This is a genomic window from Sphingobacterium allocomposti, from assembly GCF_008124885.1.
Lineage (GTDB): Bacteria > Bacteroidota > Bacteroidia > Sphingobacteriales > Sphingobacteriaceae > Sphingobacterium > Sphingobacterium allocomposti.
Genome location: NZ_VNHX01000009.1, coordinates 80625 through 97925, shown reverse-complemented (window position 1 = coordinate 97925; position 17301 = coordinate 80625). Strand labels below are relative to the sequence as shown.

The 17301-nt window shown below is 48.2% G+C and carries 9 protein-coding genes; all 9 read left to right on the top strand.

Annotated features, from left to right (window positions below):
• The first annotated feature begins 9 nt into the window (after positions 1-9).
• Positions 10-975: a hypothetical protein gene (locus BC792_RS08405; protein WP_148908547.1), complete on the top strand. Its 966-nt coding sequence runs from the start codon at positions 10-12 to the stop codon at positions 973-975.
• A 616-nt stretch (positions 976-1591) separates the two neighbouring features.
• Positions 1592-4744, top strand: coding sequence for a SusC/RagA family TonB-linked outer membrane protein (locus BC792_RS08400; protein ID WP_148908546.1), 3153 nt, complete (start codon positions 1592-1594; stop codon positions 4742-4744).
• A gap of 40 nt (positions 4745-4784) precedes the next feature.
• Positions 4785-6668 (top strand): RagB/SusD family nutrient uptake outer membrane protein, encoded by a 1884-nt coding sequence (locus BC792_RS08395; RefSeq protein ID WP_170249992.1) that lies wholly within the window; start codon positions 4785-4787, stop codon positions 6666-6668.
• A 119-nt stretch (positions 6669-6787) separates the two neighbouring features.
• Positions 6788-8353, top strand: a complete 1566-nt coding sequence (locus BC792_RS08390; protein ID WP_148908544.1) for a pectate lyase family protein — start codon at positions 6788-6790, stop codon at positions 8351-8353.
• 319 nt (positions 8354-8672) lie between these two features.
• Positions 8673-11678 (top strand): DUF6298 domain-containing protein, encoded by a 3006-nt coding sequence (locus BC792_RS08385; RefSeq protein WP_246154925.1) that lies wholly within the window; start codon positions 8673-8675, stop codon positions 11676-11678.
• Positions 11675-13072 carry a glycoside hydrolase family 140 protein gene (locus BC792_RS08380; RefSeq protein WP_148908542.1) on the top strand — a complete coding sequence of 466 codons (1398 nt, stop codon included), beginning with the start codon at positions 11675-11677 and terminating at the stop codon, positions 13070-13072. The genes BC792_RS08385 and BC792_RS08380 overlap by 4 nt, the downstream gene beginning before the upstream one ends.
• Before the next feature lie 3 nt (positions 13073-13075).
• The gene (locus BC792_RS08375; RefSeq protein WP_148908541.1) at positions 13076-14002 is read left to right on the top strand and encodes a glycoside hydrolase family 43 protein; all 927 of its coding nucleotides are present in this window, start codon (positions 13076-13078) and stop codon (positions 14000-14002) included.
• 33 nt (positions 14003-14035) lie between these two features.
• Positions 14036-15859: a sialidase/neuraminidase family protein gene (locus tag BC792_RS08370; protein WP_148908540.1), complete on the top strand. Its 1824-nt coding sequence runs from the start codon at positions 14036-14038 to the stop codon at positions 15857-15859.
• A complete protein-coding gene (locus BC792_RS08365; RefSeq protein WP_246154924.1) occupies positions 15860-17290 on the top strand; it encodes a sialate O-acetylesterase in 1431 nt (476 codons plus the stop codon).
• Positions 17291-17301: the final 11 nt, after the last annotated feature.

Here is a 17301-nt window from a genome sequence, read left to right as displayed (position 1 = left end):
AAATAATGAATGATGAAGAAGATAAATATTAAAAGAATCCTTCCTTTTCTTTGCACGTTATTGGCCTTTAGTGCCTGTAAAGTGGAATCGGAGAATATATTTAACATGTTTGACGATGTGAAGGTAACCTTCCATAATAACAGCGAATATGCTATTGTGGAAGACGCGGTTGTCAATGACGGGGATAGTGTGCATATCTACTTTACGATCACGTCGGAAAGGGAAGACATGATGGCCATTGTCGTTGATAGCACCAACGGTACTGGAACCTATTCGCAGCGAGAAATCCTAACGACCGAGTCAGAACGGCGCTCCTATTCTGGAGTGCGGAAGTTTAAGATGCAGCGCGATGGAAAGATGACCTTCCGTTTTTATGCTAAAAATGATAAGAATGTGTATATAGGCGATGGTTACACGTCTATTACGGTGGAAGGTGCTCCGAGCTACACCCTTTTTCCGGACAGGCGGTTGTATGCCCCAGTTGAAGGAGAAGACTACCCAAGTTTCCTATCGTTGAGTAGCGGAAAAACCTACAGTTATAGTCAAGCTGCGACGGTTTCCGAGGAGATTGACTTCGGAATAGATACGATATTTGACAGCCGGGCTAATTATTCCACGTTTTTGGTGTATAACCTGTACGCACTTACGGTAGATAAATATCCTGTTGAATTTTACGACGTTTCCAATTGGACCAAACGCGAAACTAAATTTAGCGCTCCCATAACAGCTTCAAATGCCTATACAACGTTTACCCGTACATTGGTGTCGTCAAGTAGAATTGAGGAACAGGCCTCGAATCAAGCGATTGACCGAGAGCAAACTGACGGGTTAGAATACACGCAGGGGCTTGCTGCAGCGAGTATGATATACTTCCAAACCCCCGAAGGAAAATATGGGGCGATATATGTCAACCAGGCAACACGAGATCAGCAAGGTCGGTATTACGTAAGCATGGATATAAAAATTCAGAAGTAATCCAGAAAGTAATAATAATATTGTCATCCGAGCATGTTTGCCATGCTCGGATTTTTTATGCCTCTTGTGTATGTCATCCAAAGCCTGTCGAAGGATAGACATGCTCTTTGATAAACTCACACTCTCTTAGTGTGAAGCAAAAGAATGTCTGAGACTTCTGTTTATAGACCTCGCCCTAGAACCCGCTTCGCTACCCTACGGAGAGTGTGTGTATGAATGGGATGCCTTCCATGAAAGTGATTTTGAGCCCCAAATACTTTTGCCATAAACAATCGCTATATGTTAATATTTTATAACAAATTGGTAAGGGGATACAATGTGGAGTTTCGAGTTTTCCGTTTCTTTGTATAAGTAATATAACACCGGTAGCAACTTTTGCAGAGGCGGGACCGTGGTTTTCCAATTTATAAACCGTGTGCGAGGGCTAATCAGTTAAAAATAGGATTGCAAGCGATAAACAGACTGGTCGTTCATACACCGCGACGGAACCCGTTAATTATACTAATTTAGCTGCCGAACATTGTAGTCCGCTAGAAAATTGTCAGGTATAGCACGGAATGGTAGTTCCGATTTGTAATAATGTTAACGCCTGTTTGGCTAACACAAATTTAAACGAATGAATGATCAAATTTACTTTACAAGAAGGTTGTTGGGTCCAGCTTTTTGTCTGTTCTGTACGCTACTTGCGTCCGGATGGACAAACTCTTTTGCAATGGAGTCGGCGACAACTTATGTTCTCAACGATAGAATGGTAGGCGTCACGGGCAAAGTATTGGATCCCGATGGCAACCCAATCGCCGGCGCTACAGTGCTGGTTAAAGGAACAAAAACCGGTGTAAAAACTGATGCCGACGGCGTATTCAATATCAATGTTCCCGAAGCAAACAGTACCATTGTCGTGAGTTATGTGGGATATAAAGTTCAGGAGGTAAGCGTGGCAGGCAGAAGAAGTGTCACGATAACGCTTGAGCCCTCTGATGCCCTCGAAGAGGTCGTAGTAATCGGTTACGGCACCGTCAAACGGAAAGATTTAACCGGAGCGGTATCGTCCGTAAAGGCCGAGGAAATCGCCATGGCTCCGGTAGCAAACCCCGTGGAAGCGTTGCAGGGGCGTGTGGCCGGCCTGGATATCGCGCGGGAGTCGGGTCAAGCGAACTCAGGTTCCAGTATCTTGCTGCGTGGTAATAGATCGTTGACAGCCGGCAGCGAGCCTCTGTATATTATCGACGGTATTCCCGGAAACATTACGAATCTCAATCCGAACGACATCGAGAGCATTGACATTCTTAAAGACGCATCATCGACAGCCATTTATGGATCGGCTGGTGCAAACGGGGTCTTTATTATTACTACGAAACAAGCGAAAGTAGGTAGGGTATCTGTTAATCTTGATGCCTACGCAGGTATCAATGCCAACGGCCGATATCCCTCTGCTTTACAGCAGGACGACTGGCTTAGATATTTAGAGGATGCGTTTATTGCGTCCAACAACCGTGCCCCTGCCAGTCGAGATGAGTTGCTAAGTGCGTGGAACTTGAATCCAGAGCAGATTAATCCTTATATCGACAACGGGCAATGGGTTAACTGGGTGGATGAAACCTTGCAGACGGGTGTACAACAGAATTACTCGCTATCCGTAAATGGTGGAACCGAAAAAACGCAGGGTTTTTTCTCGATGGGCTACAACTCCACAAAAGGGATATACCGGAACGATCAAGCGGATTTGTTTACTGTTCGTACCGGTGCGACCAATAAAATCACGGATTGGTTTAAAGGCGGTATTGTAACCAACCTGACTTGGAGAGATATTGATACGCGTCCAAGCCGCTTGAACAATACGTTCAGTATTGCGCCTATCGGACAGGTGTACGATGAATATGGTAATATCAATGTGTGGCCAATTGCAGGACTGACCGAGCCGAGCTTATTAGCCGATGATATTCCGAATACATTAAGCAACAATTCGAAGCACCTGAACCTGACCATCAACCCCCATATTGATGTGGACATTATGGAAGGGTTGACCTTTCGTTCGATTTTAGGTGCTACATTAAGCAATCGTCGAACCGGACAGTTTGAGAGCGACCGGACCTACATGAAATTATCCGGAAGTGGTGCGTTGGTACGTAGTGCAAGCTACGAAACAGCGCTGGGATACAGCTATGTATGGGAGAATATCCTAAGTTATCAGCGCACTTTTGGACAGGATCACGATCTATCCGCTACACTTGTGTCTTCCTGGGCACACATGCAAAATGAGAGTTCATCATCGAGTAATCAGGGATTCTTATATGATGAATACCTATATTATAGCTTGGCATCTGGAACGGTACCGTTCGTAGGGACTGGCTATCTGATGAGCAAGCGGATGTCTGTCGCCTCGCGGATTAATTACGGTTATAAAGGACGTTACTTACTCACATTGACCCAGCGTACCGACGGCGTATCGCAACTCGCGCGGCGGTGGGATACCTTTTTGGCAGCGGCCGGAGCATGGCGTGTAAGCGACGAAAGCTTTATGGATGGTGCACGGGATGTTCTTAACGAGCTGAAGTTCAGGGCGTCGTACGGTGTTTCTGGAAACTCGGGAATTGACCCCTATTCGACGTTGACAGAAGTAACCAGTACAGGTCTGGATCAAATCAACCTTGGTGGAGGTGTTTTGCCCGTCAGTGTGTTAACCCAAGCGGTGGGTAACCCATTATTGACATGGGAAAAATCATACAACTTCAACCTGGGTTTAGATTTTGGGTTGCTCAACAACCGCATAACAGGTGCTATCGAATGGTATGACACCGACACACGCGATGTATTGTATGCACGTAGTCTACCGTTCTCCAGTGGCGGTTTTACCCCGAAGATTCCTTATCGCATGACCGACAACATTGCGCGTATGAACAACCGGGGTATTGAAGTAACCTTAACCGGCAACAATATACTGAACGGGAATGCTTTCAAATGGAACTCCACGGTGACCTTCGCTCATAATAACGAGCAGGTACGCTCCATTGACCTAGGCAGCGGGACCTCCGTAGACGACCTGATTTCATTAGGGCTATTTATGGGGCGTCCGAGCAATACCTTGTTCGGATATAAAAAACTGGGTATATGGCAGACCAATGAAGCAGCGGATGCTGCTGCGTTTGGTCTCCTGCCGGGAGATGTGAAAACACAGTCCAACCTCACCAAGGTGCGCGACGGTGTCTGGGTAGACAACGAAGGAGTCGAGTATACCGCAGACAATCCTTACTCCATCTCGCCCGACGACCGCGTAATTTTAGGGCAGGGTACACCGAAGTGGACCGCCGGTTGGCAAAACACATTTCTATATAAAGGATTCGACTTAAATATTTTTACCATCGCCCGTTGGGGACATCACATTGATGCTGAGTTATTGGGCTATATGAATAGTTATGGCACAAGAAATATCCCGGCTGTGTACGATTATTGGACGCCAGACAACCCGACGAATGATTACCCAAGACCGTATATCAACAGGACTTCGGCTAATCACAGCAACCCGCTGCTTGGAATGAATGTGGTAGATGCGTCCTTCGTTAAAATCAAGAATATTACACTAGGTTATACCTTGCCCGAGAATTTAAGTAGGAATATAAAACTGTCCAGATTCCGCGTATATGCCACGATGCATAACCCGATTATTTTTACCCGGAGCCATCTGCTGAAAGGCATGGATCCTGAGACCGGAGCGTCAGATTCTTTCCCGCTGTATAGACAGATGGTTTTTGGCGTAAACATGTCTTTCTAAACAGTATACGGTATAGATACGAACTATAAATATGACAACAATGAAAAGATTACGATATAAAATTTCCTTCGCGCTGCTGATGGCCGTCGGGGTCAGTTCCTGCTCCTTGGACGAATGGAATCCGTCTACGGTGGACGTTGAAACAGGTTATAAGTATAGAGATGGGTATGAGAGTCTGATCAATTATTGCTACAACGGGTTGTACTATTTCTATGGCAAGATAGACGGCATCGGGGCCATGGAAATGGGCACCGATCTTTGGGCGAACGTGGCCAATAACGAAACGGGATTTATCCTCTACAACAGTAATATGAACGCGCAGTTGGGAACTTTGGCGACCATCTGGAACGGGATGTACGCGACGGTTAACTATTGCAATACAGCGATCTATTATGCCGATCAGGTAGAAGACTATGCGTCTGAAGAAGAACGAAATGCAAAAGTAGCAGAAGCATATTTTCTTAGAGGATGGGCCAATTGGCATCTGGTGGAGCAATTCGGTGGCGTATCATTGACGACCATCCCCTCCACGGAAACTGGTCCTGTTAATAGCCCTATCCGGGCAAGCGAACAAGCATTCTACGATCTAATTATTTCCGACCTGATCTTTGCAACGGAACATTTGCCCGATAGACCGGCAGGCGAACGAGGACGTGTGACTAAGAAGGCCGCATATGCGATGCTGGCGAAGGCTTACCTCCAGCGTACACGTCTGGGCGATGTACAGGAGAATGCCCGCTTAGCATTGGAAGCGGCCGAGGAACTGATCACCAATGGTAGTGCTTACGGAGTCTCGTTATATCAGAGTGACGATCAGCAATCCGGTTTTGGTAAGCTTTGGAGCGGAGCCAACAACAAGAACAACACCGAATTTTTGTTTATTGAGGCGGTAGATCATACTGAAGGTAGGAATCCAGAAGGATGGAACCGCGGAAGGACACGCCAGTATTATCTGGCGGACACACGTACTACAGGAGCTCCGTGGGGAACGCAGGAAAATGAAACTTGGACAGGCCGTTCCAATAGCCGTAACTTCAAGCCAACGAAATATTTGCTGACTGAGCTGTTTGAGCCCGTTCCGGATCCGGCCGATACCCGGTTTAAAGAGACATTTTTCTATGAATATTACAACGCTAAATGGGCGGATGTAACGATTAGCCAATCCATGGTGAGTCAGTACCGTAAAAATCCTAACCTAGTAGGGCATGTCATCAAGAACACCGCCGCAGGTGATGTCACGTTGGTACAAGGAGGAACAAACACTTGGCGCATGGGGGTAGAGAATATGGTGGATAATAATGGCGATGGTTGGTTGGACGGTTTGTCGATATTCACACCAAACTGGGTGATGTCCGCTCAGGAAAAAGCAGATCTCCCGTTCTGGATTGTCGATCCATCAGATTGGTTTCAGGCCGATGGGAGATGGGTACAACCGGAAAGCCATAATATGGCAACGTATACCCGCGAAATTTACCCATCTCTAAAGAAATTTTCGGCCTGGGAATATGTCATGGACCGTCAGTATTGGTTAGGCGATATTCCGATCATCCGTCTGGGGGAAGTATATTTAATCGCGGCCGAAGCGGCGTTGTTGTATAACAATGATGTAAATAAAGCCCGGCAGTATGTCAACGCCGTCCGGAGGAGGGCAGCAATTACATCAAGACAAAGCGAGATGGAGGTAAGTGCCGCACAGGTGACACTTGATTTTATCTTAGCGGAAAGAGGCCGCGAACTGGCAGGGGAGCAGACACGGTGGTATGACCTGAAACGGATGGGTAAGCTAACCGCAGATTATTTGCGGGCGACAAATCCGGATATCCAATTCTTTGATGCCAATAAACATACCGTACGTCCTATTCCGCAGTCTTTTATGGACGCTATTGCGAATCCGCAGGAATTCGGACAAAACCCAAATTACTAATCATACGGCCGGTGTAGGAGTTCATCGGTAAAATGATATAAGAGCCGGAAAATATGTTATAAGCATGTTCCGGCTCTTTTGGTTATGTTTGGAATACATAAAAACTAAACCATATAAGCATGAAAATATCCTCCCGTAAATCAATAAAACATTTACTTCTAATAGCGCTGTTTTCCACTGTGGTGGATGGGTATGCGCAACAGGGCGCTGTCGCTGGTGAGCCCGAACGGGGGCAGATACCGCCACATCCGCCGCGATTACCAGAAAAGGTTATTCCCGCATTTCCCGGAGCCTGGGGCGGCGGCATGTTTACCACTGGGGGACGTGGGGGTAAGGTCATTGCGGTAACTAACCTTAACGACAGTGGCGACGGAAGTCTGCGGGCGGCGCTGGAAGCAGAGGGACCGCGGATTGTTGTGTTTCGCGTCGCCGGAACAATCAAAGTGGACGGCGACCTCAACATTAATCATCCCGATATCACTATCGCAGGACAATCCGCACCGGGCGACGGTATCTGCATTGCCGGTACCTTAAACATCAACACGCACAATGTGATTATCCGTCACGTACGTGTCCGTCGGGGCGTGCCGGTAGGGGGCCAAGGAGACGATAATATCGGCGGAAACCCACATCACCATATCATCATTGATCATTGCTCTACCAGCTGGGGCATGGATGAGAACATTTCCCTTTACCGGCATATGAGACCTTCTGCTGACGGCAGCACCCAGATAAAAGATCCGGCCGAGAACATCACGATTCAGTGGACAATATCCAGTGAGGCGCTGGATGCCAAAGGACACGCATTCGGCGGTACCTGGGGAGGTAATCCCTCAACATTCCATCACAACCTGTTTGCCAGCAATACGGCACGCAACCCCTCGATCGGGATGTCTGGAGCCTTTGATTTCCGGTACAACGTGATTTTCAACTGGCGCCACCGGACGATAGACGGCGGAGATGAAACGTCAATGATCAATCTAATCAACAACTATTTTAAACCGGGGCCCGCAACGAATGATAATATGCGTGGCGTCATTGCGCGTATCGAACAACGTAGCATGTACTCTCCCGGCAGTGCGTGGGCGGCGGGCGATTGGTACCCTAAAGAACAAAACCGTCCCGGCAAATGGTACGTGGCGGGCAATATTATGCATGGCAACGACGAGGTAACTCATAATAACTGGGCTGGCATGCGCATGAAAGAAACGAAAGGCTCAATTATTCCGAACAAAAATGAGGCAGAAAAATATGCACGTGTATACACGCCATTCGAGGCCTGGCCGGTTGCACCGCACCAGACGGCAGATGTGGCTTTCGAGTCGGTACTCGCAAAGGCTGGAGCGACCTTACCCAAGCGTGATGCCGTAGATGCACGCGTCGTGGAAATGGTGCGTACAGGAAAGCCCACTACGGAGACAGGTATAATCCGGTCGGTCGATGAAGTAGGCGGCTACCCCGCCTTGACATATGACCCCGCTGAGGTTCCTGTTGATACGGATGGCGACGGTATGCCGGATAAATGGGAAATTAAACATGGCTTAGATCCGCATGACCCCACAGATGGCGCTAAAGATGCAGACGGAGATGGCTATACGAACGTCGAAGAATACCTCAACGGAACCAATCCGAAAGAGAAAATCGATTATCGAAACTTAGGTAATAACGTCGATACCATCAGTTGATTCAAGTAAAATGCTGCCGGCAAAATGCTACAATAGCTAGAGAAAATAATACAACCCTCCGGCATCATTTTTACCTATGTTTGTAGAAGTGGTAAAGACCTATATTTTATACTTTTTTCAAGGAAGCAATACTAGGTAACTTCTTTGTTATTAGCTTTATAAGCCTTTTTTTATTTGTATTAAATTGAAACGTGTTTTTTTATATAGCAGTTTGTGTTTTAGAAAATGGACGATTTTTCTAGCTGTTCTTTGTGTGATGTCTCTTGTAGGATATGCACAAGAACAGCGATCGCCCATTTATATAAAAAAGGATGGCCGTTTGGCCTATGTATCAGACAGCTTGGGGAATCGCATACCGGATTTTTCGTACGCAGGCTATGAAGGCGGAAACAAAGCAATTCCCGAAGCACCGGTGAAAATGGTCGTGCCGATACAAGAAGGCGACGCTACGGCACGTATCCAGGCGGCGATTGACTATGTGTCACAATTGCCTGTGGATGAGAAGGGATTGCGTGGGGCGGTACTGTTGCAACCGGGACGGTATGTGTTGTCGGGCTCTTTGAAGCTACATACCTCAGGGGTTGTTTTAAGAGGGTCGGGATTTACAGAAGACGGTACCGTATTGATTGGCGAGGGCACGACGAGGGAAACGTTAATACGCATAGCAGGACAGTCGGATATCGTCCGTGAAAAAAAAGGTCGGGTCGAGGACGCTTATGTGCCCGTAAATGCCCACGCGTTTCATGTGGATAATGTGGGCGATCTGCGTCCAGGCGACCGCATCATGATTACCCGTCCGTCAACAGACGAATGGATTAAGACCTTGAGAGCGGAAGAGTTTGGAGGTGGAATGTCGTTCCTGGGTTGGAAGCCGGGGTACTGGAATACGACGTGGGACCGGACAGTTGTCCGGATCGAAGGAGACCTGATCGAATTCGACGTTCCGCTCACTGTGGCCCTGGATCAACAGTACGGTGGCGCTATCGTCGAGAAATATACGTGGCCTGGTCGAATTGAACATGTCGGCGTCGAAAATTTACGGCTGGAGTCGACTTTCAATGCGTCGAATCCAAAAGATGAAGACCATCGGTGGATGGCTATCACAATTGAAAACGCATCGAACGTATGGGTTCGGCGCATGCAGTTCCGCCACTTCGCGGGGTCTGCTGTTTATGCAAAAGAGACTTCCAGTAAGCTGACTGTCGAAGACTGTATCTCAAAAGATCCTGTTTCGGAGATCGGAGGGCAGCGAAGATATACCTTTTATACCCGGGGCCAACAGACGTTGTTCCAACGACTCTACTCCGAAAAAGGCTATCATGATTTCGCAGTAGGTTTTGTAGCTGCTGGTCCGAATGTGTTTGTACAATGTCAGGCTGTAGAACCATACAGTTTCAGTGGTACGATCGATAGCTGGGCTTCTGGCGTTTTGTTTGATATAGTAAATATGGATGCACAGGCGCTGCGTTATGGCAACCGTGGACAGGACGGCAAAGGTGCCGGTTGGACAGCTGCAAATAGCGTTATCTGGCAATCGACAGCAGCCCTTATCGAAAATGTACATCCACCGACCGCACAAAATTGGGGGTTCGGTCTATGGGCGCAATTTCAGGGAGACGCCTATTGGTCGGAAACCAATAGCCATATCAATCCACGGAGCCTGTATTATGCGCAGCTGCTAGACCGCGTAGGGGAATCTGCGAAGGATAGGGTAGTGCTGTTGCCAATGACGACTGAGGCGTCCACGAGTCCGACAATAGAGGAGGCTTTGGAATTGACCAAAATTGCGGAGACACCCGCTCCGGAACTGCAAGATTTGATTGTACGCGTATCAGAGCGCCAGCCGTTGAACATCGAGGTTAAGGGAGCAAGGGTGCTAACCGAGAAAGACGTTCCTCAGAAGAAGAAGCTGATCAAAGCCGCGGATATGCGCCTACTAAATGGTTGGCTGGTGCGTGGTGACGAAGTATTAGTGGGCAGGAAGAACGACGTACAGTGGTGGAATGGCAATATCCGCCCGCGTGGGCTGAAAGATGCCAAACCTCATATCACCCGCTATGTTCCCGGAGAGACCGGAACCGGTCTGACCGACGACCTCCGCGAAGTAGTGGATAGTATGTTAGCCAGGAATGTATTAAGTGTCGATCATAATTATGGACTTTGGTACGATAGACGAAGAGATGACCACGAGCGGATCCGACGTATGGATGGTGACGTATGGCCGCCATTCTATGAATTGCCTTTTGCCAGAAGTGGACAGGGGCTGGCGTATGATGGTTTATCGAAATACGACCTAACAAAATACAATTCCTTTTATTGGAGTAGATTGAAGCAATTTGCGGATTTGGCGGATCAAAACGGTTTGGTACTGTTACATCAGAACTACTTTCAGCATAATATTTTGGAAGCAGGAGCACATTACACCGACTCGCCCTGGCGTACGGCGAATAATATTAATAATGTAGGCTTTCCCGAACCTGTGCCGTATGCCGGTGATAAACGGATCTTTATAGCAGAGCAATTTTATGATGTCTCGCATCCGGTGCGGCGCGAATTGCATCGGGCGTATATCCGCCAATGTCTGGAAAATTTCAAAGATAATACGGGAGTTATCCAGCTAATCAGCGCTGAATATACCGGACCTCTCCACTTTGTTCAGTTTTGGGTGGATGTGATCAAGGAATGGAAAAAGGAAACCGGAAGAAATCCGATGATAGCCTTAAGCACCACCAAAGATGTGCAGGATGCCCTGTTGGCTGATCCGGAAAGGGCAAAGGAAATTCAGGTAATCGACATCCGCTATTGGCATTATCAGGCGGATGGTACACCGTATGCGCCTAAGGGCGGACAAAACCTTGCACCCCGGCAGCACGCACGGCTTTGGAAACCGAAGAAAACATCTATGGAACAGGTATATCGCGCTGTTGCGGAATACCGGCAGAAGTATCCTGATAAAGCCGTGCTCTATCATGGTGATAACTACCCCGAGATGGCTTGGGCCATTTTTATGGCGGGAGGCTCTATGGCTGGAGTGCCGAAGGTCGAGCAGCCGGGCTTTTACAAAGCCGCGTCGAACATGCGGGCGGCGGAAGTTGGTGGCGTGTGGATGCTGCGGGACACTGAAAACGGTGCTATCGTTTACAAGGACCCGGGAAAGCCCCTTACCTTCGACGCGACTGCTCTCAAAGGGGATTTTCATCTTTATCACATTGACCCGAAGACCGGTAGGACAATGAAGAAAGAGCGGTTGAAAACCGGAAAGAAGATAACATTTAACAACGATAAAAGCGCAGAAATTCTGTGGATAACAAAAAATAAGAAATGAAGATTTATAAAAAGCTGATACCTATTCTTTTGGCTGGAGCGCTGTTTTCCTGCACGTCGGGCGGTAAGCAGGAAATGGAGCTATTACAGGTTTCGGAGAATGGCCGTTACCTGGCAACAGCGGATGGAAAACCTTTCTTTTGGCTGGGAGATACCGGGTGGCTGTTGTTCAATAAGTTGAACCGTGCCGAAGCCGACCAGTACCTGGAGGATCGAAAGGGGAAAGGATTCAATGTAGTGCAGGCTATGGTGCTCCACACTGTTCCTTCGGTAAATGTGTATGGCGACTCTTCGATTGTTAATCAGGATATATCAAAACCGCTTGTCACCGAAGGAAGTAACCCTGAGGTGGATGCAGAATACGACTATTGGGACCACATCGATTATATAATCGACAAAGCGGCGCAGAAGGGTATTTATATGGCTTTAGTACCGGTCTGGGGAACGCCGGTGAAGGAGGGGAAGGTGTCTGTAGAGCAGGCAAGGATTTATGCCCGCTTCCTGGCCGAACGGTGGAAAGACCGAAAAAATATTATCTGGTTGAATGGAGGAGATATAAAAGGGAGCGACTCGATTGCCGTATGGCAGGAAATAGGAAGAACAATTAAGGAGGTCGATCCTCAACACTTGATGACTTTCCACCCCCGGGGCCGAACCGCCTCATCAGATTGGTTTCACGACGCAGCATGGTTGGATTTCAATATGGTGCAGTCGGGGCACAGACGCTACGACCAAGATACCTCGGCGAACGAAGATAAACATTACGGGGAAGACAATTGGCGCTTTATGGAGGCGGACTGGAACCGGTCGCCGGTTAAGCCAACGATTGACGGCGAGCCCTCCTACGAAGGTATTCCACAAGGCCTGCACGATATCAATGAGCCCCGGTGGACGGCGGCGGACGTTCGGCGTTACGGCTACTGGTCTGTATTCGCCGGTGCCTTCGGCTATACATATGGGCAAAATTCCGTCATGCAGATGCATGCTGAAACGGACACGACAACCGCGTACGGTTCGACCGAGCTATGGGTAGAGGCTTTAGATGCTCCGGGCGCTAAACAGATGCAATACCTGAAGAAGCTGATGCTGTCAAGAGATAATTATTTCGGGCGTATACCCGATCAAAGCTTGGTGGCGGAGAATGGGGAACGGTACAGCCGGCTTATGGCGACACGGACCGACGATTACGCGTTCGTGTACACCTACAACGGGCAGGAAATAAAGGTCAATATGGGTAAGATCAAAGGACAGGAGGTCAAGGCTTCGTGGTTTAATCCACGTACGGGAGAAACTACCAAAATCGGCGTTGTCGAGAACAGGGGAGTGCAGACATTTCGTCCCGAAGGCGCGCCGGAAGATGGGAATGATTGGGTGTTGATTTTGGATAGCTTATAATGAATGAAATTTACAGTTAAGTTTTTAGTTTTTGTGTTAGCTACATCCCTCTTGGCGTCCTGCCAAAGGGATGTTTATCTCTTTACGTCGTTTCGCGAGCCTGCAAATGAAGGCTTACGTTATCTGTATAGTGAGGACGGATTCCATTGGAAGCGTATTCCCGGCGTGTTCCTAAAGCCGGAGGTGGGAACGCAAAAGATCATGCGCGACCCTTCTATGGTTCGGGATAAACACGGTATGTACCACCTCGTCTGGACGATTGCCTGGAAAGGCGATAAAGGAATTGGTTATGCATGTTCGAGCGATTTGATACATTGGGAGAAACAGCAGATTATCCCCGTGATGGAACATGAGCCACAGACCGTAAATGTATGGGCGCCTGAACTTTTTTACGATGAGGACGAGGATAGGTTTATTATTATCTGGGCATCCACCATCCCCCATCGTTTTTCCAGAGGTATAGAAGCCGAAGACAACAACCACCGGATGTATTACACAACGACGAAAGACTTCGAGGAGTTTGCGCCGACGCGCTTATTCGCCGATCCGGGTTTCAGCATTATCGATGCGGTTATCGTAAAAAAGGCGAAAGACGACTATGTACTCGTCCTAAAGGACAATACACGCCCGAACAGGAATCTAAAGGTAGGCTTTTCGGATAGTCCTCTGGGGCCTTATGGGCAGATTTCAGAGCCTTTCTCGGATTACCTCACGGAGGGTCCAAGCGTGGCAAAAGTAGGGAAAGAATGGTTGATCTACTTTGATTCTTATGGGGCCAAAACGTATGAGGCCGTGTCAACCAAAGATTTTAAGCATTTTGAAAAGATAAATAACCGGATTTCGATTCCCGAGGGGCACAAACACGGGACGATATTTAAAGCTTCTAAAAAAGATTTAAAAAGGTTGTTAGAAAGTAAAACGGCGGAATAAATTGGACTTCTAACACCGCACAAATAGGAAAACATGAAATCGACAATATTTGGTATAACGTTATGGTGCCTTGCCCATGCAGCCACGGCACAGGATACGGTAAGATATACCGGGCAAACGCTGTCCAACGTAGACTATCACCACGGACAATTAATGCCCGCTGTAGGTACACATAATATACAGGTATTCCGTGCGAATAGGGAGTTCCCCGACTTGGCCGGAGGACACGGCTTTACGTATAACCACCAACCGTTTCTGGCCTATTGGAACAACACGTACTACCTACAATTTCTGAGTAATCCTATCGGAGAACATATCGCCGAAGGCAAGACGCTGCTCCTGACGTCAAAAGATGGGTACGCTTGGTCTGAACCACAGGAATTATTTCCTCCTTATCTCGTGCCCGAGGGATTTACCAAACCTGGGCGCACGGATAAGGCGGGGAAAAACCTGTATGCGATCATGCACCAACGAATGGGTTTTTATACAGCGAAGAACGGAAAACTATTGACGATAGGCTATTACGGCGTCGCCCTGGATGCCAAAGACGACCCGAACGACGGGAACGGCATCGGCCGGGTGGTTCGGGAAATCAAAACTGATGGTTCGTTCGGACCGATTTATTTTATCCGTTTCAATTCATCCTTCGATCAAAAGCTGGCGCAATATCCGTTATATACCAAAAGCAAGGATAAAGCATTTGTAGCGGCGTGCAAGGAATTGTTGAACACCCCCCTTATGATGCAGCAGTGGGTAGAAGAGGCCGACCGCGACGACCCCTTAGTACCCTATAAACGCCCGATAAAAGCGTTTGCCTATTATCACCTAAAGGACGGAAGAGTTGTAGGGCTGTGGAAGCACGCGCTGACTTCCATCAGTAACGATAATGGCCGTACTTGGGCGTATGGTCCGTTACGTGCCCCGGGGTTTGTCAACAGCAACGCAAAGATATGGGGACAAAAGACCAGTGATGGGCGCTACGCCACCGTATATAATCCCTCTGAATTTCGATGGCCGCTGGCCGTATCGACAAGCGATGACGGTCTGTCTTACACCGACCTGTTGTTAGTTAATGGAGAAATTACGACGATGCGTTACGGAGGAAACTATAAATCCTACGGCCCGCAATACGTACGGGGTATCCTCGAAGGAAATGGTACGCCGCCGGATGGAAACATGTGGTTGACTTACAGTATGAACAAGGAAGATATGTGGGTAGCCAAGGTTCCGGTGCCGATAACCGCCCAAACTAAAGGAGCGGTGGCTGACGATTTTAAGAAGAATGGTGAAGAGGCCTTTAATAGCTGGAATATCTATAGTCCGCTTTGGGCCTCCGTGAAGGTAGAAGGCGGGGAGCTCGTCTTAAGAGACAAGGATCCATACGATTATGCGAAAGCTGAACGTATCATCGAACCGTCCAAGAAAGTAAAAATAGCATTTACCGTTACACCAAAACAGGTGGACCACGGCAACCTACAGGTTGAATTGGTCAACAATCTGGGATTAGCAGCAGCCCGTATTGTCTTCGATGCGGATGGGATAATTAAAAATAAGGCGGGTTATCGTATGGCTTCGCTGCAATCGTACGAGGCCGGAAAAACCTACCACGTTGTGTTGACGGTAGATGTAGATACGCGGTCTTATCAGATCCGTATCAACGGAACCGACAAGGGAACACGGCTGTTTTTCCAACCGGTAAGTGAAATTAGCCGCGTATCGTTCCGTACAGGCGACGTCCGCCGGTATCCGGATGCGGACACGCCTACAGATCAGGATTTTGACGTAAAGAACGCGGGCACAACGGTGAAGGAAGCCGTATTTGGAATAGCTGCGTTTGAGGCCGAAAAGCGAAATTAAATGAAAAGACTATTGGTTAGTTGTTGTTTCTGTATGTGTATGCTTGCAGGTTATGCAAACGTTGTGTTGCCTAATATTTTTGGGCACCATATGGTATTGCAACGGGAGCAGCCGGTAGCAATTTTCGGGCAGGCGGATCCGGGCGAACAGGTGTCCGTCCGCTTCGGTGATCAGACGAAGCGGGTGACAACAGACGGGGGAGGCCGATGGAAAATCTTACTATCACCGATGAAGGCCAGCGATATAGGGCAGGATCTGACCATTCAGGGCGTGAATACTATTGTCTTACGTGATGTTGTCGTTGGCGAGGTATGGATTTGCTCCGGACAATCTAATATGGAGTATCAGATGCGTAAGCTGGAGAAACTGTCTCCTCCACAGACCGGCGGCGATTTTCCAAAAGACGAAGTAGAGATAGCAAAGAATCCGCAGATTAGGTTGTTCTTGGTAAGACGTAAGTTTCTAACGAAGCCCGATCATACCTATGCCGGCTGGAGCATTGCGCAAGACTCCGCTTTACGTCAGTTTTCGGCAGCAGGCTACTTTTTTGCGAAAAAGGTGCAATCGGAATTAGATGTCCCCGTAGGTATGATTTCGGCTGCTGTGAGCGGTAGCCGCATTGAACCTTGGATTCCGCAAGTGGCACTTCAACACGAGGCATATTTTAAAGGACAGAAAATAGAGGGCGACCCGGGAAAGTTTTTTGAAAGTATGATTGCTCCGTTGGCGCCATATACGATTAAAGGGTTCCTGTGGTACCAGGGTGAAACGAACGTCTTCCTTCAGGAAAATATTAGCTATGCGTACAAGCTCAAAACACTCATTAAAAGCTGGCGTAGACAGTGGGGAGATGACCGGCTGCCATTTTATTTTACGCAGATTGCGCCGTTTCAATATTCCATCGATGAAGCGGGAAAACAGCGGATGTCGCGCTATGTATTGCCCGCGTTCCGGGAAGCACAGGATCTGGTGTTACAGCTGCCGCATACGGGGCGCATTGTTACAACAGACCTGGTGGATGACGTGACCGATTTACATCCAAGCTATAAATGGGAAGTCGGACGGCGGCTGGCCTTGCAGGCGCTGAGAAAGACCTATAACTACCCCCTGGTAGCGGACGGGCCGACATGCAAAGCAATAAGAGTACGAGGGGGTATGGCCCTGATCGTCTTCGATCATGCCCATGGCCTGCACACACGGGATGGAGAGGCGTTAACGGGCTTTGAGGTGGCGGGCGAAGACGGCAATTTTTTCGGTGCCGACGCGTATATTCAGCGGCAGACGGTTTACGTTTCCGCATCTGCCGTTCCAAAAATAGTGCATGTCCGTTTTGCATGGGATGAGGCGGCGCAACCCAATCTCGTTAATGGAGCAGGACTGCCAGCTCTACCCTTTCGGTCAGATAACCCTTATAAAAAGCTAAAACTCTAATAACTGGATAC